Source organism: Nocardioides oleivorans (genome assembly GCF_004137255.1).
Lineage (GTDB): Bacteria > Actinomycetota > Actinomycetes > Propionibacteriales > Nocardioidaceae > Nocardioides > Nocardioides oleivorans.
In genome coordinates this window covers 3,069,794-3,089,009 of the sequence record NZ_SDWT01000001.1, presented here as the reverse complement: position 1 = coordinate 3,089,009, position 19,216 = coordinate 3,069,794, and the positions used below count along the sequence as shown (strand labels likewise).

The following is a 19,216-nucleotide window of genomic DNA, read 5'->3' as shown; positions in this document are numbered from 1 at the left end:
GGATCGCGCCTCCGGTTCATCTAGGCTCCGACGGTGCAGCCGACCGCTGGAGCGCGCGAGAGTCCGCAGGTGGACGTCGACCTGCGGCGACGCCTGCCCGCGTTCGCGCTCTGCCTGCTGCTCGCGGCCGTCGGCCTCATCGAGACCTGGGCCCACCTCGAGCAGGGCGGGCCGGGCTGGGACGCCCGCGCCTACTGGGACGCCTGGCGCGGTCCGATGTACGACGGGTCGGTCGGCGACCCCGGCCACTTCCTCTACAGCCCCGCCTTCGCCCAGGTCGTGTGGCCGCTCGCCCAGACGACCTGGCCCGTCTTCCTGGCCGTCTTCATCGTCGTCAACGCGGTCGGGCTGGCCTGGCTGCTCCGGCCGCTGCCCCTGGTCCTCTCGGTGCCGCTGTGGCTCGCCGCGTCACAGGAGATCGTGTCCGGCAACGTCTTCGTCCCGATGGCGATCGTCGCCGTGCTCGGGATGAGGCGCCCGCACCTGTGGGCCTTCGTCGCCCTGACCAAGATCACCCCCGCCCTCGGTCCCGTCTGGTTCGCCGTCCGGGGCGAGTGGTCGGCCGTGGTGAAGGCGGCCGTCACGACCGTCGCGGTCGCCGCGGTGTCGTACGTCGTCTCCCCCGGGCTGTGGCACGAGTGGTTCGGGTTCCTGGCCGACCAGGCGCGGCTCTCCGACGGCGCGATCGGCTACGAGTTCATCCCCGGTCCGCTCTACCGGATCCCGGTCGCCCTGGCGCTCGTGGTGTGGGGCGCGCGCACCGACCGGGTCTGGGTGCTGCCCGTGGCGATGCTCCTCGCGACGCCGTTCATCTGGAACGGCTCCCTCACCCTGCTGGCGGCGATCCCCCGGCTCCGGACGTCCGGGACCGCCGCTCGACCAGGTCGAGCCTCCGGTCCTCCCGGGCGGCCTCCTTCATCGACGAGCGCACCCACTGGATGAACAGCACCGCGAAGAACAGCACGCCGATCAGGTCGCCGCTGGCCCACAGGATGCCGCCGGCGAGGTGCTGGTCCTCCAGCGCGGGGGGCAGCCACGCACCCATCGGCCCCTCGCGCAGCGCGAGGTAGTGCTCGCCCCCGATCAGGGTCGTCTGGCCCATGATCGTGACGCCCAGGAAGGCGTGGAACGGCAGCGTCATGAGCGTCAGCAGCACCCGGAACGGCTCCGAGACGCGACCGGGCACCGGGTCGATGCCCATCAGCGGCCAGAAGAACAGCGTGCCGACCAGCACGAGGTGCACGTGCATCATCTGGTGGACGAACGACGAGGCCAGGCTGGCGTCGTACCAGGAGCTGAAGTAGAGCGCCCACGGCGAGGCGACGTAGAGGGCGAAGGTGAGCGGCGGGAAGGCCAGCACCTTCGCCACGCGTGAGTGCAGCACCGCCAGGAGCCAGCGCCGCGGCGTCGGCGGCAGCGTGCGCAGCGCCAGCGTGACGGGTGCGCCGAGCGCGAGGGCCAGCGGCACGACCATCGACAGCAGCATGTGCTGCACCATGTGCACGCTCAGCAGCGTGGTGTCGTAGCGCCCGACCCCCGAGCTGGTGGCGAAGAAGAACGAGCCCATGCCGAGCCCGACGAACGCGAGGGTGCGGCCCACCGGCCAGCGGTCCCCGCGTCGGCGCAGCGCGGCCACGCCGACGACGTACAGCCCCACCGCCCACACGGTCACGATGAACGGGATCGGGTCGATCCCCCAGTCGGTGAAGACCCGTCCGAGCGTGAATCGCGGGAGGGTCTCGAGGCCGACCTGGGAGGAGCCGGAGAGGGGGATGAGCACCCTGTGAACTTTATGACGGTGCTACACAGGGGGTCGGGGTGCCCTCCACCTCCGGGAAGGGCAATAATGACGCCTGTGGCGACAGCGACTACTGCGATTCCGGCATCCCGTCTGCACGGGCACCACGACCGACCGAGCATGGTCAGCGTGGGAACGATCATCTGGCTCTCGAGCGAGCTGATGTTCTTCGCCGCGCTGTTCGCGGCCTACTTCACGATCCGCGCGGTCAGCCCCGAGCTGTGGGCGCAGGAGACCTCGAAGCTCAACGTGCCGTTCTCGACGGCCAACACCGCGATCCTGGTCGCCTCGTCGTTCGCCTGCCAGTGGGGGGTGTTCGCCGCGGAGCGTGGCCAGGTCGGTCGCACCGGCGGACTGCTCAACTTCACCAAGTGGGGCCTGCGCGAGTGGTTCATCCTGACCTACCTGATGGGCGCGATCTTCATCGGCGGACAGGCACTCGAGTACGCCGAGCTGATCCACCACGGCGTCACGATCCCGAGCTCGGCCTACGGCTCGATGTTCTACCTCACCACCGGGTTCCACGGCCTCCACGTGACGGGCGGGTTGATCGCCTTCCTCTTCGTCCTGGGCCGCACCTACCTCGCTCGCCGCTTCACCCACGAACAAGCCGTCACCGCCATCGTCGTGTCCTACTACTGGCACTTCGTCGACGTGGTGTGGATCGGCCTGTTCTTCACGATCTACGTCATCCAGTAAGCACCGATCCCCCCACCGGCAAGGACTCATCGTGCGTTTGCTCAACCGAACCGCTGGTCGCCTCTCCCGGCACCGTCGGGGACCGCTTGCGGGTCTCGTCGTGCTGCTGCTCGGACTGCTGATCTCCGGCTCCCTCTACACCGCCTTCGCGCCCGCCCAGGCGCAGAACCAGGCCAGCGCGACCGACCAGATCGCCGAGGGCAAGAAGCTCTTCCTCGCCAGCTGCGCGTTCTGCCACGGCCAGAACGGTGAGGGCATCCCCACCGTCCGCGACGGCTACCAGATCGGTCCCTCGCTCGTCGGCGTCGGCGCCGCCGCGGTCGACTTCCAGGTCGGCACCGGCCGGATGCCGCTGGCGAGCCCGGGCGCCCAGGCGCCCCGCAAGCCGGTCGCGTTCGACGACGAGGAGACCGCTGCGCTGGCGGCCTACGTCGCCTCGCTCGGCCCCGGCCCCGCGATCCCGAACGAGTCCGACTACTCGATCGAGGGACTCTCCGAGACCGAGCGCGAGGAGGCCATCACCCGCGGTGGCCAGATCTTCCTCACCAACTGCACGGCGTGCCACAACTTCAACGGCGCCGGTGGCGCCATGCCGCGCGGCGGCTACGCCCCGACCCTGCACGGCGTCGAGGGCAAGTACATCTTCGAGGCGCTGCTGACCGGCCCGCAGAACATGCCGAACTTCAGCAACGGCAACCTCGCCCCCGAGGAGAAGCGCGACGTGATCGCCTACCTCGACAGCATCCAGGACACCCCCGAGTACGCCGGCTTCACCCTCGGCGGCCTCGGCCCCGTCTCCGAGGGCATGTTCGCGTGGCTCCTGGGCATCGGCGGCCTCGTCGGCGCCGCGGTCTGGATCGCCTCGCACACGACCCGCACGAAGAAGAGCAAGGTGGACGCGTGAGCAACGACAACACGCCCGAGCCGCACGACGAGCACCTGCCGTCGCTGCCGCAGGCCGAGCCGATCCCGGACCCGGGCCTGCCGGCCCACACGTGGCGCCCCACCGACGTCGACCCCGCGGCCGAGCGCCGCGCCGAGCGCCAGATCGCCGGCATGTTCATCGCCGCGATGGCCTTCGCCGTCCTCTTCGTCGTCGCCTACTTCTCGCTGTCGGTCGGCGACAACTGGGACACCTTCCTGGGCATGGGCGCCTCCACGATGGCGCTCGGCGTGACCCTGGGCCTGTCCCTGCTGCTCATCGGCATCGGCATCATCCACCTGGCCCGCAAGCTGATGTCCGACGTGGAGATGGTGGAGATGCGCCACCCGGCGGCCTCCCCCGCCGAGGACCGTGAGGCCACCGTCGCCGCGCTCAACGCCGGCCTCGACGAGGCCGGGATCGGTCGCCGCCCGCTGGTGCGCAACACCATGCTCGGCGCCGTCGGCGTGCTCGGCCTGCCGGCCGTCGTGCTGCTGCGCGACCTCGCCCCCGGCGACGAGCTCGACATCGACAAGCTCGCCCACACGATCTGGGAGCCCGGCATGCGCCTGGTGCGCGACGTCGTCGGCACCCCGATCCTCGCCAGCGAGATCGAGATGGGCGACCTGATCAACGCGGCGCCCGAGGCCATGTTCCCCACCGAGGAGAACGGCTACGAGGAGCTCCACGGCGCCCAGGAGCAGGTCGACAAGGCCAAGGGCGCGATCATCATCGTCCGTATGGACCCCGACGACATCATCCCGGCCAAGGGCCGGGAGAAGTGGACCGTCGACGGAATCATCTGCTACTCCAAGATCTGCACCCACGTGGGATGCCCGATCTCCCTCTACGAGCGCACCACGCACCACGTGCTCTGCCCGTGCCATCAGTCGACCTTCGACCTCGCCGACCACGCCAAGGTCGTCTTCGGTCCGGCTGCCCGTCCCCTTCCGCAGCTGCCACTGGCAGTGGACGATGAGGGATACCTGGTCGCTCAGAGCGACTTCACCGAGCCCATCGGGGCTAGCTACTGGGAGCGTGAGAAGCAGTGAGCGTCGACACCAGCAAGGTCGCGACGAGCAACCGCACCGACGCCGCAACCACGTCGAAGCCGGGCCCGGCCGGCTCGTTGGCCACCTGGGCCGACGACCGCCTCGGCCTGGCCACGGCCATGAAGAAGAACCTGCGCAAGGTCTTCCCCGACCACTGGTCGTTCATGCTCGGCGAGATCGCGCTCTGGAGCTTCGTCGTGCTGCTCCTCACGGGCGTGTTCCTCACCCTGTGGTTCAACCCGTCGATGGGCCACATCACCTACGAGGGCACCTACGACCAGCTGCGCGGCGTCGGGATGTCGGAGTCGATGGCCTCGACCCTGCACATCTCCTTCGACGTGCGCGGCGGCCTGCTCATGCGTCAGATGCACCACTGGGCGGCGATGATCTTCATCGCCTCGATGATGGTGCACCTGCTGCGCGTCGCCTTCACCGGCGCCTACCGCAAGCCGCGTGAGATCAACTGGGTCATCGGCTGCCTGCTGCTGCTCCTCGGCACGCTCGAGGGCTTCACCGGCTACTCGCTCCCCGACGACCTGCTCTCGGGCACCGGCGTCCGGGCCGCGGACGGCTTCCTGAAGGCCACGCCCGTGGTCGGCACCTACATGTCGTTCCTGCTGTTCGGCGGCGAGTTCCCCGGCGAGGCGATCATCCCCCGCCTCTACATCATCCACGTGCTGCTGATCCCGGGCATCCTGCTCGCCCTCATCGCCGCGCACATGCTGCTGCTCGTCTACCACAAGCACACGCAGTGGCCCGGCCCCGGCCGCACGGAGCAGAACGTCGTCGGCTTCCCGATGCTGCCCGTGTACGCCGCGAAGGCCGGCGGCTTCTTCTTCATGGTCTTCGGCGTGATCGCCCTCATGGGCGGCCTGATGTCGATCAACCCGGTCTGGAAGTTCGGGCCCTACGACCCCACCAAGGTGACCGCGGGCTCCCAGCCCGACTGGTACATGGGCTGGCCCGACGGGCTGCTGCGCATCATGCCCAGCCACATGGAGACCGTGATCTTCGGCTACACGATCTCGTGGAACGTGCTGATCCCGATCCTGATCGTCCCGCCGATGATGCTGACGATCCTGATCCTGCTGCCGTTCCTCGAGGGCTGGATCACCAAGGACAAGCGCGACCACCACCTGCTCCAGCGCCCGCGCAACGCGCCGACGCGCACCGCGGTCATGGTCGCCCTGATGACCTTCTACGGCCTCGCCTGGGCCGCGGGCGGCAACGACATCATCGCGATCAAGCTGCACGCCAGCATCAACCAGATCACCTACTTCATGCGCGGGGCGCTCTTCATCGGCCCGCTCGTGGCGTTCTGGATCACGCGACGCTGGTGCATCTCCCTGCAGCGCCACGACAACGACAAGCTGCTCCACGGCTACGAGACGGGCATCATCACCCGCTCGCCCGAGGGCCAGTACTCCGAGCGGCACCTGCCGATCAGCGAGTCGTCGGCCTACACGCTGACCGCTCGTGAGCGCGACGAGGTCCTGGCGATCGGTGGCGACACCGATGCTGCCGGTGTGGCCGCACCCAACTCGCGCTCCGAGCGGGTCCGGGCCAAGCTCTCGTCGTGGATGTTCACGCACAACGTGCAGAAGCCCACGGCGGCCGAGCTCGAGGAGGCGCACCACCACGCCGAGCACGAGGCCGAGCTGCAGTCGGGCCTCGACCACCCGGCCGACGGTCACCAGTTCGACGACCACCGGCTGCGTGACGCGGACGACGTGCCGCTGCGCGACCACTGATCGACACGCTCCACGCACGAGGGCCCGCCGGGATGATCCCGGCGGGCCCTCGTCGTTCACGCGCTGCTGGTGCTCCCGCCGCGCCTCAGTCGCCCTTGACGTTGACCAGCTGCCGCAGCACGTGGCGTACGTCGACGAGCTCGGCGGCGTCGGCCATCACCCGGTCGATGTCCTTGTAGGCCGCCGGGATCTCGTCGATGAAGGCGTCGGTGTCGCGGTACTCGATCCCCGCCATCGCGACCCGCAGGTCGTCGGCGGTGAAGGTCTTGCGCGCCCGGGTCCGGGAGTACTCCCGGCCCGCTCCGTGCGGTGCCGAGCAGAGGGAGACCGGGTCTCCCTTGCCGACCACCACGTAGGACGCCGTGCCCATCGACCCGGGGATCAGGCCGGGCCGGCCCTTCTCCGCGTTGATGGCGCCCTTCCGCGAGAGCCACACGTCCTGGCCGTAGTGGTGCTCGCGCTCGGTGTAGTTGTGGTGGCAGTTGATCTCCTCGACCCGCTGCACGTCACCACCGACCCACTCGCCGAACTGCCGCACGACCCGGTCCATCATCTCCTCGCGGTTCAGCAGGGCGTAGGTCTGCGCCCACCGCATCTCGCGGACGTAGGCGTCGAACGCCTCCGTCCCCTCCGTCAGGTAGGCCAGGTCGCGGTGGGGCAGGTCCTCCCCCGCGCACAGCTCGCGGGCGACCGCGATGTGCTTCTGCGCGATCCGGTTGCCCACGCCCCGCGACCCGGAGTGCAGGAAGAGCCACACTCCCCCGTCCTCGTCGGCCGTGATCTCGATGAAGTGGTTGCCCGAGCCCAGCGTCCCCAGCTGGAGGTCCCACCGCTGGGCGTACGACGCGGGGTCGAAGCCGGCCTCGGCCGCAAGGTCGCGGAGCCGCTCGAGGCGCGCCCGCGTGTGCTCGCGGCTGACCTTGCGGTTGCTGGCACCCGCGTTGAGCGGGACGGCCCGCTCGATGGCCTCGCGGACCGGCTTGCGGTCGCCGGGCAGCTCGTGGGTGGCGTACTGGGTGCGCACGGCGATCATGCCGCAGCCGATGTCGACGCCCACGGCGGCCGGGATGATCGCACCGAGGGTCGGGATCACCGATCCGACGGTCGCGCCCAGGCCGAGGTGGGCATCGGGCATCAGCGCGACGTGGGGGTCGATGAACGGCATCTCGGCCGTCTGCTCCGCCTGCGCGCGCGTGTCGTCCTCGAGGATCGACGCCCAGCTGATGAGCGTCGGGGTCAGGGTCTCCATCGTCCTTCTTCCACTGAGAGGGCCCGCGGTGGTGCGGACCGACCCAGGACCCTAGGCACCCGGAAACGGCTTGCACCGCCGATTTCTGGTGGCCTATCGCGCGCGAGGTCGCGCGCGAGGGCTCAGGAGAGCGCGGACCCCTTCTTCCAGGCCTCCGGGGACAGGTTCCAGTCGCCGTAGCCGTTGTCGAGCGTCATCGGCCGGTCGGTGCCGGTGTACTCGACGACGTCGCCGCGACGGCTCATGGCGTAGAGCCAGCCGGCGTCGGCCGTGGACATGCCCGTGCACCCGTGGGAGACGTTCGCGTAGCCCTGCGAGGAGACCGACCAGGGCGCGGCGTGGAGGAACTCCCCGGAGTAGGTCACCCGCATGGCCCACTGGACGTCGTCGATGTCGTAGGCCTCGGGGTTGTCGCGACCGATGCCGACGGTCTCGGAGTTCATCCGCTTCTCGGCGAACTTCTCAATGATCACCTTGGTGCCCGACCGGGTGGTGAAGCCCGCCTTGCCCGTGGTGATCGGGATGGTCCGCAGGAGCGTCCCGTTGGAGAGGACCTGCATCTGGTGGGTCTGGGCGTTGACCTTGTAGACGTGGGAGTCGCCGACGTGGAAGTCGATGGTGCGCGACTCCTGGCCGAAGACGCCGTTGCCCGCGGGCAGGCTGTTGACGTCGATGTCGACCGAGACGTCGGTGCCGGCCTTCCAGTAGCGGTAGGGGCGGAAGTGGGCCTCGCTGTCGCTCAGCCAGTACCACGAGCCCTTCTGCGCCGGTGTGCTGGTCACGTGCATGTGCTTCTCGAAGACCGCGCGATCGGTCACGGGCACGTCGAAGGTGACGATGACCGGCATCCCGACACCGACGGTCTCACCGGCGAGCGGCGCGATCGAGGGATACGTCTGCTGGGCCAGGGTCAGGTCGATCGTGTGGAAGGTGCGCGTGCGCTCGACCGTGCGGCCGTCGGAGCGGGTCGCCGAGGCGGTGAGCGTGTAGTCGGTGCCGGGCTCGAGGAGGGAGCTCGCGGTCCACTCCGAACCGGTCACCTCTCCGGTGACGTCGCCGTCGGCGGAGGTCATCGCGACGTCGTCCAGCGTGCCGCCCTGCGCCGTCACCGACACGGGCGCGTCGATCGGGACCGCGGTCGGGTCGCTGAAGCTCGTGCTGAGGCGTACGGGCTCGGGCTTGGGCGCGTCGGACGCGGCCTGGGCACCCGGGCCGCTCCCCGAGCCGTCCGAGCCGTCCGGGCCGTCGGTGCTGCCACCGCTGCTGCACGCCGCCAGGCTCGCGGCGAGGGCGACGAGCGCCAGCGCGGACGCCGTACGACGGCGCGGTGCGGAGCGTGTGGGACGGAGCGCGCGAGTGCGCATGCGACTGGACCCCCATGAGACCTGCGTGAGACCGGACCGGCTGGAACGGAAGAACCCGCCCAGCGTACGTCGCGGGCGGGTCCATCCGAAGTCGGCGCGAGCGCGCCGTGGGTGTCGGCTGCTCAGTGGGCGTGCTCGCCGCGGTAGTACTCGAAGACGAATCCGCACGACATGACGGCGCCGACCGTGAAGCCGATGATGACGAGCCACCAGGCCGCCAGCGCGACGCCGTAGACGATCACGCCGAGCGCGAGGGCACACCACAGCGGCCACCACGAGTACGGCGGGAAGAAGCCGAGCTCACCCGCGCCGTCGGCGATCTCGCCGTCCTTGCGGTCCTCGGGACGAGGGTCCATCTTGGCGGCGTGGAAGCCGAGGTACATGGTGACCATGCCGAAGAGCAGGGCCGTCATGACCAAGGCCGACGTGCCGGTCCAGTCCTCGGCGAGGAACCAGTAGGCCGGGGTCACGACCGCCACGAAGAGCGCGGTCACCCCGAAGATCCAGGCTTCGGCCTTCATCGGTTGTCCCCCTCGTCGGAGTCGGTCTCGGTGGTCGGCTCGGCGGAGTCCCCGGCCCGCTCACGCAGCATCTCCTCGCGGCCGTCCACGTCGGGCGCGTCGGCGAAGTCGCCTTCGCGCTCGGCGTCGTGGTCCTCGAGCTCCATGAGCGCGATCTCGGGGTGGTGCAGGTCAAAGGCGGGCGACTCCGAGCGGATCCGCGGCAGGGTGTGGAAGTTGTGGCGCGGCGGCGGGGAGCTGGTGGCCCACTCGAGCGAGCGGCCCCAGCCCCACGGGTCGTCGACCTCCACCTTCGGCCCCTTGGCGGAGACGTAGACGTTGTAGAGGAACGGCAGCATCGAGGCGCCGAGCAGGAACGAGCCCACGGTCGAGATCTGGTTGAGCGTGGTGAACCCGTCGTCGGGCAGGTAGTCGGCGTAGCGACGCGGCATGCCCTCGACACCCAGCCAGTGCTGGACGAGGAACGTGGTGTGGAACCCGACGAACAGGATCCAGAAGTGCAGCTTGCCAAGACGCTCGTCGAGCATCTTGCCGGTCATCTTCGGCCACCAGAAGTAGAAGCCGGCGAACATCGCGAACACCACGGTGCCGAAGACGACGTAGTGGAAGTGCGCGACCACGAAGTAGGAGTCGGACACGTGGAAGTCGAGCGGCGGGCTGGCCAGGATGACGCCGGTGAGGCCACCGAAGAGGAAGGTCGTCAAGAAGCCGACCGACCACAGCATCGGGGTGTCGAAGGACAGGCTCCCGCCCCACATCGTGCCGATCCAGTTGAAGAACTTCACCCCTGTCGGCACGGCGATGAGGAACGTCATGCCGGAGAAGAACGGCAGGTCGACGGCGCCGGTGACGAACATGTGGTGGGCCCACACCGCCACGGACAGCATCGCGATGCCGAGGGTCGCCGCGACCAGGCCGACGTAGCCGAAGATCGGCTTGCGGCTGAAGACCGGGAGGATCTCGGAGATGATGCCGAAGAACGGCAGCGCGATGATGTAGACCTCGGGGTGCCCGAAGAACCAGAACAGGTGCTGCCAGAGCACCGGGCCACCGTGCGACGGATCGAACACGTGGGCGCCGAGGATGCGGTCGGCCTCGAGCGAGAGCAGCGCGCCGGCGAGGATCGGGAACACCATGATCACGAGCATCGAGGTGATGAGCGTGTTCCAGACGAAGATCGGCATCCGGAACATCGTCATGCCGGGCGCGCGCATGCAGATGATCGTGGTGATGAAGTTGACGCCACCGAGGATCGAGCCGAGACCGGCCATCCAGAGGCCCATGATCCACAGGTCGCCACCGACACCCGGGCTGCGCACGGCGTCGGAGAGCGGCGTGTAGGCGAACCAGCCGAAGTCGGCGGCACCCTGCGGCGTGAGGAAGCCGGAGGCGGCGATCAGGCCGCCGAAGAGGAAGAGCCAGAAGCTGAACATGTTGAGCCGCGGGAACGCGACGTCAGGGGCACCGATCTGCAGCGGCATGATCACGTTGGCGAACCCGAAGAACAGCGGGGTCGCGAACAGCAGCAGCATGATCGTGCCGTGCATCGTGAACAGCTGGTTGTAGAGCTGGTCGTTGACGACCTGCATGCCGGGGTAGGCGAGCTCGGCGCGGATGAGCATGGCCATCAGGCCGGCAGCGAGGAACCACCCGAACGAGACGGTGAGGTACATCTTGCCGATGAGCTTGTGGTCGGTCGTCGTCAGCATCCGGACGACCTGCTCGCCCAGGGGCTTGCGCGCCGGCTGCACCGGGGCCTGGGGGGAGGCGGTGGCAGTCACTCGTTCTGTCCTTCCGAGTCGGTCTCGAGCCCGGCCTGGTCGTTGACGTAGCTGCCTCCGAGGACCGGAGTCTCAGCGGTGTTGCCCGCCTCGGCGAGGTCGGCGAGGTAGGCGTCGTACTCGGCCTGGCTGACGACCTCGACGTTGAAGAGCATCCGCGAGTGCGAGACGCCGCAGAGCTCGTAGCACTTGCCCTTGTAGAGGCCCTCGACGGTCGGGGTGACCTGGAGCTTGTTGACGCGTCCCGGGATGACGTCCATCTTCACGAGGAAGGCCGGGACGCCGAAGTCGTGGATGACGTCGGGCGAGTGCAGGTTGAACTGGATGGTCTGGTCGACCGGGAGGACCAGCGTCGGGATGTTGCGGCCCGTGCCGCTGGTGTAGACGTAGCCGTCGTAGGCGAAGTCGCTGGGGTCGCCGTTGCGACCGGGGTCGCCGGTGGCGGAGGTGTCCTGCTCGCCGACGCCGTAGTTGAAGGTCCACGACCACTGCTGGCCCGTCACCTCGACGGTCATGTCGGGGTCAGGGACGATCTTGAGGACCTCGTCCTGCACGCGGACGGTGTGGAAGAAGAACACGACGCACATGAGGACCGGGGCGATCGTGTAGAAGACCTCGAGCGGGAGGTTGTAGCGCGTCTGGCGGGGGACCTCGTCGTCGCTGCGCCGGCGGAACTTCACCACGGCGTAGAAGATCAGGCCCCAGACGATGACGCCGGTGACGAGGGCCGCGACCCAGGCCCACTTCCAGAGCTCGTAGGTGTAGGGACCCTGGGCGCTCGCACGGTCGGGCATGGCCCAGTTGCGGATCTCGTGCTGGTCGGCCTCGGAGCACCCGGCCAGCACCAGCATCGTCACACCCAGCAGCGCGACCTTCAGGGTGCGCCGCACGGCCACGCCTGAAAGGTTGGGGACTTGCAGACCCACGGACGAGCCTCTCTCTAGGTCCTTTTCGACATACAGAGACTATCCCCAACCGGCCGCGTCGTGCGGGGCAGGGTCGGGTGTCGTCGGATCTGGCCCGTCCAGCCTCCCCCGACCGCAGCAGCACAGGCTGTGTGTGGCATAAGTTGCCCCTGTGACAGGTCCGGCGGCACCGCGCGGCGCCACCCGGCGCGACCTCGACAGCGCGTCGTCCGTGCCCCTCCAACCGGCCGCGCGCGACGTGCTGCTGGCGGCGCTCGACCGGGGGTACGCCGACCCGCGCAGGCTGCACCTCGGCGGGCGCGAGGCGCGGCTCCTGCTCGACAACGCGCGCGAGGCGACCGCGGAGGCGCTCGGGGTGCGGCCCGACGAGGTCACCTTCACCCCCAGCGGCACCCACGCGGTCCACCTCGGCCTGCTCGGGCTGGTGCGCGGGTCGCGGCGCGGCGACGTCGTCGTCCACCCGGGCGTCGAGCACTCGGCCGTGCGTCACGCGGTGGCCTGGGGCGCGCAGGCCGACGAGGTCGCCGTGACCGGCGACGGCCGGGTGGACGGCGCCGACCTGGTCGAGCGCGCCACGGCCGCCGGGGCGGCCGTCGTCGCGCTGCAGACCGCCAACCACGAGGTCGGCACAGTCCAGCCCGTCGGTGACGTCGGGCTGCCGGACGACGTCCCGCTCTTCACCGACGCCTGCGCCTCGATGGGGCGCCTGCCGCTGCCCGCGGGCTGGGCCGCCGCCGCGGGCTCGGCGCACAAGTGGGGCGGACCCGCCGGCGTCGGCGTGCTGCTGGTCCGCAAGCGGGCGCGGTGGCGCAACCCCTTCCCCGGCGACGACCGCGTCGACGAGCGGTCGACCGGCTTCGAGAACGTCCCCGCCGTGCTCGCGGCGGCAGCCTCGCTCCAGGCGGTGGTGGCCGAGCGGGACGAGGTCAACGCGCGCCAGCACGCCCTGGTGGACGTCGTACGGCAGCGGGTGGCGGCGGAGGTGCCCGACGTGGAGGTCGTCGGCGATCCCGTGCGCCGCCTCCCCCACCTCGTCACGTTCTCCTGCCTCTACGTCGACGGCGAGGCGCTGGTGACCGAGCTCGACCGTCGTGGCTTCGGCATCGCGAGCGGGTCGGCCTGCACCGCCTCCACCCTGACCCCGAGCCACGTGCTCGAGGCGATGGGCGTGCTGACCCACGGCAACGTCCGGCTCTCCCTCCAGCACGACACCACCCGCGCCGACGTCGACGCCTTCTGCGACGCGCTGCCCGGGATCGTGGCCGAGGTCCGGGCCCGGGTGGGCATGTGAGCCCCGGCCCCAGCGGGCCCCTCGGCCCGATCGCGCTCGAGCTCGACTGCCGCGAGGTGCCGTGCCCGATGCCGGTCATCGAGCTGGCCCGCCACCTCGCCGACGTGGCGGTCGGGGACCTGCTGGCCGTCGTCGCGCACGACCCCGCGGCAGCGGTCGACGTACCGGCCTGGTGCCGGATGAAGCAGCAGGACTACGCCGGCGCCGACACCGCCGACGACGGCGCCCCGCGCTACGTGGTGCGACGACGCAGCTGAGGGCGTACGGCTGGCCCGGTCTCGATCAGGGACGGATGGTCTTGAGGTGCGGCTCGAAGTCGGCGACGGCGTCGGCGCCGTAGGTCGCCTCGCAGCGGGCGAGGAAGGCGCCGCGGGAGATCTCGTACTCCTGCGTGCCGACCTGCTCGACGACGTAGACCGCGAGCAGGCAGCCCAGCTGGGCGGCACGCTCGTGGCCCAGGCCCCAGCTGAGCGCGGCGAGGAAGCCGGCGCGGAACGCGTCGCCGACGCCGGTGGGCTCGACCTTCTCGATCTCGGGCACGGCCCGCACGACGACGGACTCCTCGCCGGCGCGGTCGATGCGTACGCCGTCGGGGCCGAGCGTGACGACCCACGTGCCGACCCGCGAGAGCACCTCGTCGCGGCTCCAGCCGGTCTTCTGGGTGATGAGGCTGGCCTCGTACTCGTTGGAGAACAGGATCTCCGCGCCGTCGATCAGCGGTCGGATCAGGTCGCCGTCGCCGAACGCCAGCTGCTGCGAGGGGTCGGCGAGGAACTTGTAGCCGCGCTGGCGGCACTCCTCGGTGTGGCGCAGCATGCCCTGCGGGTCGTCCGGACCGATGATCACGTAGTCGGGCTCACCCACGCGGTCGACGATCGGCTTCAGCTCGATCTCGCGCGACTCGCTCATCGCGCCGGCGTAGAAGCTCGCGATCTGCGCGTGGGAGGAGTCGTTGGTGCACACGAAGCGGGCCGTGTGGCGGGTCTCGGAGACGTGGATCGAGTCGCAGTCGACGTGGTGGCGCTCGAGCCAGGCGCGGTACTCGGCGAAGTCCTCACCGACCGCGCCGACGAGCACCGGGCGCAGGCCCAGGTTGCCGAGGCCGAAGCAGATGTTGGCGGCACAGCCGCCGCGGCGCACCTCCAGGTCCTCGACGAGGAACGACACCGAGAGCTTGTCGAGCTGGTCGACCACCAGGCTGTCGGAGAACTTGCCCGGGAACGACATCAGGTGGTCGGTCGCGATGGATCCGGCTACGAGGAGGGACACGACGCGGAACACTACCCTCAGGTAGGCCTCGGGATACCTGACGGTAGCCAATAGCGTCGTTCCCATGACGACTTCGAGCCGCCCCTCCTACCTCGTCTCCGACGAGCTGGGCACGCCCGCAGAGCTGGCCGCCGACGGGCGCGCGACCGGTCGCAACCTGGGGCTCCACAGCTCCCTCGAGCGGGCCGCGCGCGCCGCCGTCGCCACTCCCCCGAGCCTCCACTACGACGACTACCCGGCCGAGGTCGGCAAGCGCGAGATCCGGGTCTCCGACGCTGCCGCGCGGATCGCGAACGCGCTCCACCTGCACCTGGACTGACCCACCGACGCGCCGACGCATGACGAAGGGCCCCAGCCGATCGGCTGGGGCCCTTCGTCGTCGAGCTCAGATCAGTGGAACGAGTCACCGCACGCGCACGAACCCGTGGCGTTGGGGTTGTCGATCGTGAAGCCCTGCTTCTCGATGGTGTCGACGAAGTCGATCTCGGCACCGTTGAGGTAGGGGACGCTCATCCGGTCGACCACGACGGTCACGCCGTCGAAGTCGGTGGTCACGTCGCCGTCGAGCGTGCGCTCGTCGAAGAAGAGCTGGTAGCGCAGGCCCGAGCAGCCACCCGGCTGCACGGAGATGCGCAGGGCCAGGTCGTCGCGGCCCTCCTGCTCGAGGAGGCTGCTGATCTTGCTGGCGGCGACGGCAGACAGGTTGATCTGGTCGGTGCGGCGCTCAGTGGTCTCGACCTGCTCGGTCATCTCATCACTCCAGAAGGTCTCGGGGTACTGCTTGCTCCAATGGTCGCACACGGCGGGTTATTCCCGGGGCGTCCATCTCACCTCCAGCTCACGTCCCACCTCGCGTCCGTCCCACCGGCTCCCCCCGCCCCCGGACCGCGATGAGCAGGAGGCATCGGGATCAGCGCGACCAGGTGCGGGCGACGCGCTGGGCGAGCTCGGCGAGGGCGTCGGCGGGAGCGCCGAGGGCGCGCTCCTCGCCGACGAGGTCGACCAGGGAGTACGCCGACTCGATGCCGAGGGCGCGCATCTCCCGCGAGCCGACGAGGACCTGGCCGGCCAGGGCGATGCAGGGACGGAGCGCCTCGGAGGCGACACCGGCGACGCCGTAGGGCACCTTGCCGGCCCGGCTGGAGAAGTCGAAGGCACCCTCGCCGGTGACGACGAGGTCGGCCGACCGCGCCCGCTCGGCCAGCGAGACGGCGGCGGTGACCAGGCCGATCCCCGGCTCGCGGGTGGCGCCGAGGGCGAGGAGCGCGAAGCCGATCCCGCCGGCGGCACCGGCGCCCGTCTCGAGCGACGTACGACGATCGGTGGCCGTCGCGAAGGACTCGAGCCAGCCGTCGACCTCCGCGATCCGCTCCTCGGCGATGCCCTTCTGCGGCCCGAAGGTCTTCGCGGCCCCGAAGAGCCCGGTGAGCGGGTTGTCGACGTCGCTCGCCGCGACCAGCGCCACCCCGGACACCCGCGACCGGGTCACGCCGAGGTCCACCGAGGTGACCGACGCCAGGCCGGCGGCACCACCGTCGAGTGCTCCGTCCGCGGTCGTCCCGAGGGCGGCGAGCATGCCGGCACCGCCGTCCGTCGTGCCCGAGCCGCCGAGCCCGACGACGACCGTCCGGGCGCCTCCGTCGACGGCGGCGGCGACGAGCTGCCCGACGCCGAACGAGGTGGCCGTCTCGGGCGAGCCGTCGAGCAGGTGGAGCCCGGCCGCCTGCGCGCTCTCGACGTACGCCGTCTCCCCCACGCGCAGCACGACCGCCGGAACCGGAGTGCCGTGCGGACCGCTGACGGTGACCGCGTCGAGCGAGCCCCCGAGGGCCGCGTGGAGCACGTCGACGAAGCCGGGGCCGCCGTCGGCCATCGGCGCGAGGTCGAGCTCGTCACCGGGAGCCTGGCGGCGCCACCCGGTGGCGATCGCCTCGGCGGCCTGCACCGCGGTCAGGGTGCCGGCGAACTTGTCCGGGGCGATCAGCACGCGCATGGCTGCATCCTTGCAGTGGCCCCGTCCGGCATGCTGGGCGCATGAGCACTGATCCCGTCGTGGCCGAGGTCGTCGTCCCGGGCAGCCCGAGGTCGGCGTTCGTCGGCTTCACCGCCCAGATGGGCGAGTGGTGGGACCCGCTGCTGACCCCCGACTCCGCGACCTTCACGGGCATCTCGATCGACCCCAACGGTCCGGTCGCGATGGTGCACGGCGACGAGGAGTACGTCTGGGGCCGCGTGATGTCGTGGGACCCCATCGGCCACTACACCCAGGAGTTCTGGCTCGGCCACCCCGAGGACGAGGCGACCGTCATCGACGTGCGCTTCACCGACACCGGCGAGGGAAGCACCCTCGTGCGCCTGGTGCACAGCGGCTGGAACGCGGAGACCGAGTCGCTCCGCGAGAAGTACACCCACTGGGACGACCTCCTGGCGCGCTTCGCGGCCCACGTGTCGTGACCGACGCGCTCGTCCGGCCGATGCGCGAGGGTGACCTCGAGGCCTTCGCCGAGATCACGGCCACGAGCTACTACGAGGTCGACGCGCGCACCTACCAGCGTGCCTGGCCCGACCCCGTACGCCGCCCCGCTGCCCGCAACGGCGCCTGGATCAACCGCACACGCGCGGCCCTGCGCACCGACCCCGGAGGCTGCTGGGTGGCCGAGGTCGACGGCGAGCTCGTCGGCGGCGCCGTGTCGCGCGTGCGCGAGCTGATGTGGGTGCTGGCCTCCTTCGCCGTCCGCCCGGGGCACCAGGGCCAGGGCATCGGTGCCGAGCTGATGGCGGCCGCGCTGCACCACGGCCGCGGCTGCCTGCGCGGGATGTTCGCCGCGAGCGCCGACCCCGGTGCCGTACGCCGCTACCGCCTCGCCGGCTTCGACCTCCACCCGCAGATGACCGTCACCGGCGTCGTCGACCGGGCGGCCCTCCCCGTCGTGGAGCGGGTGCGCGAGGGCAGTGCGGGCGACGTCGACCTGCTGGACTCGATCGACCGCCGGACGCGCGGTGCCGCGCACCTCAGCGACCACGAGCTGCTGCTCGCGCAGTTCCGCCTCGCCGTCGTCGACCACTCGACCGGGTCGGGCTACGCCTACGTCGACGCCGACGGTGCGCCGGCCCTCTTGGCGGCGACGAACCGTCGTACGGCCGCCGCGCTGATGTGGGAGGCCCTCGCCTCGTCACCGCCCGGCACCCAGGTCTCGGTGCCGCACGTCACCGCCGCCAACCAGTGGGCGCTCGACGTCGCGCTCGCTGCCCGGCTGGCGATCTACTCCAACGGCTACCTGTGCGTGCGACGGATGAAGCCGCCGGCGCCCTACCTGCACCACGGCAGCCTGCTCTAGGCACGAGGCGGGCCCGTGACCGCCACCCGATCTACGAGCTCCCCGGCTCCAGCCGGGCGCCGGCCCCGACCTCGCCGGCGACGCGCGAGCCGCGGCCGACCAGGGTCACGTCGTCGTCGACTGCCAGCCGCCGTGACGGCTCTGCGCCGACCCGCGCCCGCGGAGCGACCTCGCACCGCTCGTCGAGCACCGAGGTCCGCACCACGGCACCGGCCCGGATGACGCAGTCCTCCATGACCACGCTGTCGTGCACCTCGGCGCCCTTCTCGACCACGACCCCGGGGCCGAGGACGCTGCCGACCACGAGGCCGCCGACGTCCGCGCCGGGCGAGAGCACCGAGTCGTGGCAGTCCCCCGACGCCCGGACGCGCGCGGCCGGACGATCCGGCCAGTGCGAGATCACCGGTCGGCCGGGGTGGTCGAACACGTCGACCCTCCCCGCCAGGAGGTCGCGGTGGGACTGGAGGTAGAGCCCGGGCTGGCCGACGTCACGCCAGTAGCCGGTGAGCGGCTCTGCTGCGACCCGCCCGCCCTCGACGAGCCTCGGGAGCAGGTGCTCGCCGAAGTCGCCGATGCCGCTGTCTCCGTCGTCGGTGCCGGAGAGCTCGCGGCGCAGGTCGCGCAGCACGCCCAGCAGGGTCTCGGTGTCGTAGACGAAGATCTCGGTGGCCACCGTGCCCGCGGACGGGCGCGACGGCTTGTGCTCGACGGCGGTCACGGTGCCGCTCCGGTCAGCCAGCACGACGACGTTGTCCGAGGCGTCCTTCTTGGAGACCTCGCTCGTCAGGAGGGTCGCCGCCCGGCCGGCAGCGACGTGCTCCTCGATGACCGGCGCGAGGTCCATGTTGAAGACGTGGTCGGCGCTGCACACGACCAGGGTCCGGGCGCCGAACGCCTCGATGTCGGCGGACATGCGGAGCAGCAGGTCGCCGTTGCCGAAGGCGAAGCCGCTCTCGGTCGCAGGACCGGTGCCGGTCTGGGGCACGACCCGGCGGAACCCGCCGCGGTTGCGGTCGAGGCTCCACGGACGGCCGCCGGACAGGTAGTCGTCGAGCGAGGTCACCTGGTACTCCAGGGAGACCCAGATGTCGACGAGCTCGGCGTGCACGAGGGCCGAGAGGGCGAAGTCGACGAGGCGGTGCACGCCGCCGTAGGGCAGGGCGGGCTTGGCGCGCTCCCGCGTCAGCACGTCCATGCGCGACCCCTGTCCGCCTGCCTGCACCAGCGCCAGGACCTCACCACGTCGCACCATGGC

General features: G+C 70.6%; 20 protein-coding genes. 10 read left to right on the top strand and 10 right to left on the bottom strand.

What is annotated here, in order from left to right; all coding sequences use genetic code 11:
- The first annotated feature begins 33 nt into the window (after positions 1-33).
- Positions 34-942 (top strand): glycosyltransferase family 87 protein, encoded by a 909-nt coding sequence (locus EUA93_RS14800; RefSeq protein ID WP_129400829.1) that lies wholly within the window; start codon positions 34-36, stop codon positions 940-942.
- Here EUA93_RS14800 and EUA93_RS14795 read toward each other — a convergent pair.
- Entirely contained in the window at positions 827-1,780 is a 954-nt protein-coding gene (locus EUA93_RS14795; protein WP_129400828.1) for a cytochrome c oxidase assembly protein, read from the bottom strand. The genes EUA93_RS14800 and EUA93_RS14795 overlap by 116 nt on opposite strands.
- Positions 1,781-1,792: 12 nt before the next feature.
- Here EUA93_RS14795 and ctaE point away from each other — a divergent pair, with 12 nt between their 5' ends.
- From ctaE to qcrB, 4 genes are read left to right on the top strand one after another with little or no spacing between them, the layout of a single operon-like run.
- On the top strand, positions 1,793-2,497 hold the full coding sequence (gene ctaE / locus EUA93_RS14790; RefSeq protein WP_476703584.1) for an aa3-type cytochrome oxidase subunit III: 705 nt from the start codon (positions 1,793-1,795) through the stop codon (positions 2,495-2,497).
- Between the two features lie 31 nt (positions 2,498-2,528).
- Positions 2,529-3,401 (top strand): cytochrome bc1 complex diheme cytochrome c subunit, encoded by an 873-nt coding sequence (gene qcrC / locus EUA93_RS14785; protein ID WP_129400826.1) that lies wholly within the window; start codon positions 2,529-2,531, stop codon positions 3,399-3,401.
- Positions 3,398-4,471 carry a cytochrome bc1 complex Rieske iron-sulfur subunit gene (gene qcrA, locus EUA93_RS14780; RefSeq protein WP_207208693.1) on the top strand — a complete coding sequence of 358 codons (1,074 nt, stop codon included), beginning with the start codon at positions 3,398-3,400 and terminating at the stop codon, positions 4,469-4,471. The genes qcrC and qcrA overlap by 4 nt, the downstream gene beginning before the upstream one ends.
- Positions 4,468-6,222, top strand: coding sequence for a cytochrome bc1 complex cytochrome b subunit (gene qcrB, locus EUA93_RS14775; protein ID WP_420819070.1), 1,755 nt, complete (start codon positions 4,468-4,470; stop codon positions 6,220-6,222). Before qcrA ends, qcrB begins: the two co-directional genes overlap by 4 nt.
- A gap of 85 nt (positions 6,223-6,307) precedes the next feature.
- Here the strand turns inward: qcrB and EUA93_RS14770 are convergent, their stop codons facing one another.
- From EUA93_RS14770 to ctaC, 5 genes are all read right to left on the bottom strand, one after another.
- Complete coding sequence (locus EUA93_RS14770; RefSeq protein ID WP_129400825.1) at positions 6,308-7,471, bottom strand: RtcB family protein; 1,164 nt, start codon at positions 7,469-7,471, stop codon at positions 6,308-6,310.
- 122 nt (positions 7,472-7,593) lie between these two features.
- Positions 7,594-8,835: a L,D-transpeptidase gene (locus EUA93_RS14765; RefSeq protein WP_129400824.1), complete on the bottom strand. Its 1,242-nt coding sequence runs from the start codon at positions 8,833-8,835 to the stop codon at positions 7,594-7,596.
- 122 nt (positions 8,836-8,957) lie between these two features.
- On the bottom strand, positions 8,958-9,356 hold the full coding sequence (locus tag EUA93_RS14760) for a cytochrome c oxidase subunit 4 (protein WP_129400823.1): 399 nt from the start codon (positions 9,354-9,356) through the stop codon (positions 8,958-8,960).
- Positions 9,353-11,137, bottom strand: coding sequence for an aa3-type cytochrome oxidase subunit I (ctaD, locus tag EUA93_RS14755; RefSeq protein WP_420819069.1), 1,785 nt, complete (start codon positions 11,135-11,137; stop codon positions 9,353-9,355). Before ctaD ends, EUA93_RS14760 begins: the two co-directional genes overlap by 4 nt.
- On the bottom strand, positions 11,134-12,027 hold the full coding sequence (ctaC, locus tag EUA93_RS14750) for an aa3-type cytochrome oxidase subunit II (protein ID WP_242497385.1): 894 nt from the start codon (positions 12,025-12,027) through the stop codon (positions 11,134-11,136). Before ctaC ends, ctaD begins: the two co-directional genes overlap by 4 nt.
- Positions 12,028-12,214: 187 nt before the next feature.
- Here ctaC and EUA93_RS14745 point away from each other — a divergent pair, with 187 nt between their 5' ends.
- Positions 12,215-13,354 carry a cysteine desulfurase family protein gene (locus tag EUA93_RS14745; protein WP_129400822.1) on the top strand — a complete coding sequence of 380 codons (1,140 nt, stop codon included), beginning with the start codon at positions 12,215-12,217 and terminating at the stop codon, positions 13,352-13,354.
- Complete coding sequence (locus tag EUA93_RS14740; protein WP_242497384.1) at positions 13,351-13,611, top strand: sulfurtransferase TusA family protein; 261 nt, start codon at positions 13,351-13,353, stop codon at positions 13,609-13,611. Before EUA93_RS14745 ends, EUA93_RS14740 begins: the two co-directional genes overlap by 4 nt.
- A 25-nt stretch (positions 13,612-13,636) precedes the next feature.
- Here the strand turns inward: EUA93_RS14740 and EUA93_RS14735 are convergent, their stop codons facing one another.
- Positions 13,637-14,623, bottom strand: a complete 987-nt coding sequence (locus EUA93_RS14735; RefSeq protein ID WP_129400821.1) for a carbohydrate kinase family protein — start codon at positions 14,621-14,623, stop codon at positions 13,637-13,639.
- Positions 14,624-14,687: 64 nt separating this feature from the next.
- Here EUA93_RS14735 and EUA93_RS14730 point away from each other — a divergent pair, with 64 nt between their 5' ends.
- Positions 14,688-14,942 carry a hypothetical protein gene (locus tag EUA93_RS14730; protein ID WP_129400820.1) on the top strand — a complete coding sequence of 85 codons (255 nt, stop codon included), beginning with the start codon at positions 14,688-14,690 and terminating at the stop codon, positions 14,940-14,942.
- A 71-nt stretch (positions 14,943-15,013) separates the two neighbouring features.
- Here the strand turns inward: EUA93_RS14730 and erpA are convergent, their stop codons facing one another.
- On the bottom strand, positions 15,014-15,373 hold the full coding sequence (erpA, locus tag EUA93_RS14725; RefSeq protein ID WP_129400819.1) for an iron-sulfur cluster insertion protein ErpA: 360 nt from the start codon (positions 15,371-15,373) through the stop codon (positions 15,014-15,016).
- A 160-nt stretch (positions 15,374-15,533) separates the two neighbouring features.
- Complete coding sequence (locus EUA93_RS14720) at positions 15,534-16,616, bottom strand: glycerate kinase family protein (RefSeq protein WP_129400818.1); 1,083 nt, start codon at positions 16,614-16,616, stop codon at positions 15,534-15,536.
- 41 nt (positions 16,617-16,657) lie between these two features.
- Here EUA93_RS14720 and EUA93_RS14715 point away from each other — a divergent pair, with 41 nt between their 5' ends.
- Positions 16,658-17,077 (top strand): SRPBCC domain-containing protein, encoded by a 420-nt coding sequence (locus EUA93_RS14715; protein WP_129400817.1) that lies wholly within the window; start codon positions 16,658-16,660, stop codon positions 17,075-17,077.
- A complete protein-coding gene (locus tag EUA93_RS14710; protein ID WP_207208692.1) occupies positions 17,074-17,961 on the top strand; it encodes a GNAT family N-acetyltransferase in 888 nt (295 codons plus the stop codon). Before EUA93_RS14715 ends, EUA93_RS14710 begins: the two co-directional genes overlap by 4 nt.
- Positions 17,962-17,992: 31 nt before the next feature.
- On the opposite strand, the gene EUA93_RS14705 is transcribed toward EUA93_RS14710, so the two are convergent.
- On the bottom strand, positions 17,993-19,213 hold the full coding sequence (locus EUA93_RS14705) for a glucose-1-phosphate adenylyltransferase family protein (RefSeq protein ID WP_129400816.1): 1,221 nt from the start codon (positions 19,211-19,213) through the stop codon (positions 17,993-17,995).
- Positions 19,214-19,216 lie beyond the last annotated feature (3 nt).

Coding starts and splice junctions, on each gene's coding strand:
- ctaE (WP_476703584.1), top strand. CDS start 1,793: ATGACGGTGCTACACAGGGGGTCGGGGTGCCCTCCACCTCCGGGAAGG.
- EUA93_RS14770 (WP_129400825.1), bottom strand. CDS start 7,471: ATGGAGACCCTGACCCCGACGCTCATCAGCTGGGCGTCGATCCTCGAG.
- EUA93_RS14765 (WP_129400824.1), bottom strand. CDS start 8,835: ATGCGCACTCGCGCGCTCCGTCCCACACGCTCCGCACCGCGCCGTCGT.
- EUA93_RS14760 (WP_129400823.1), bottom strand. CDS start 9,356: ATGAAGGCCGAAGCCTGGATCTTCGGGGTGACCGCGCTCTTCGTGGCG.
- EUA93_RS14730 (WP_129400820.1), top strand. CDS start 14,688: ATGACGACTTCGAGCCGCCCCTCCTACCTCGTCTCCGACGAGCTGGGC.
- erpA (WP_129400819.1), bottom strand. CDS start 15,373: ATGACCGAGCAGGTCGAGACCACTGAGCGCCGCACCGACCAGATCAAC.
- EUA93_RS14720 (WP_129400818.1), bottom strand. CDS start 16,616: ATGCGCGTGCTGATCGCCCCGGACAAGTTCGCCGGCACCCTGACCGCG.
- EUA93_RS14715 (WP_129400817.1), top strand. CDS start 16,658: ATGAGCACTGATCCCGTCGTGGCCGAGGTCGTCGTCCCGGGCAGCCCG.
- EUA93_RS14705 (WP_129400816.1), bottom strand. CDS start 19,213: ATGGTGCGACGTGGTGAGGTCCTGGCGCTGGTGCAGGCAGGCGGACAG.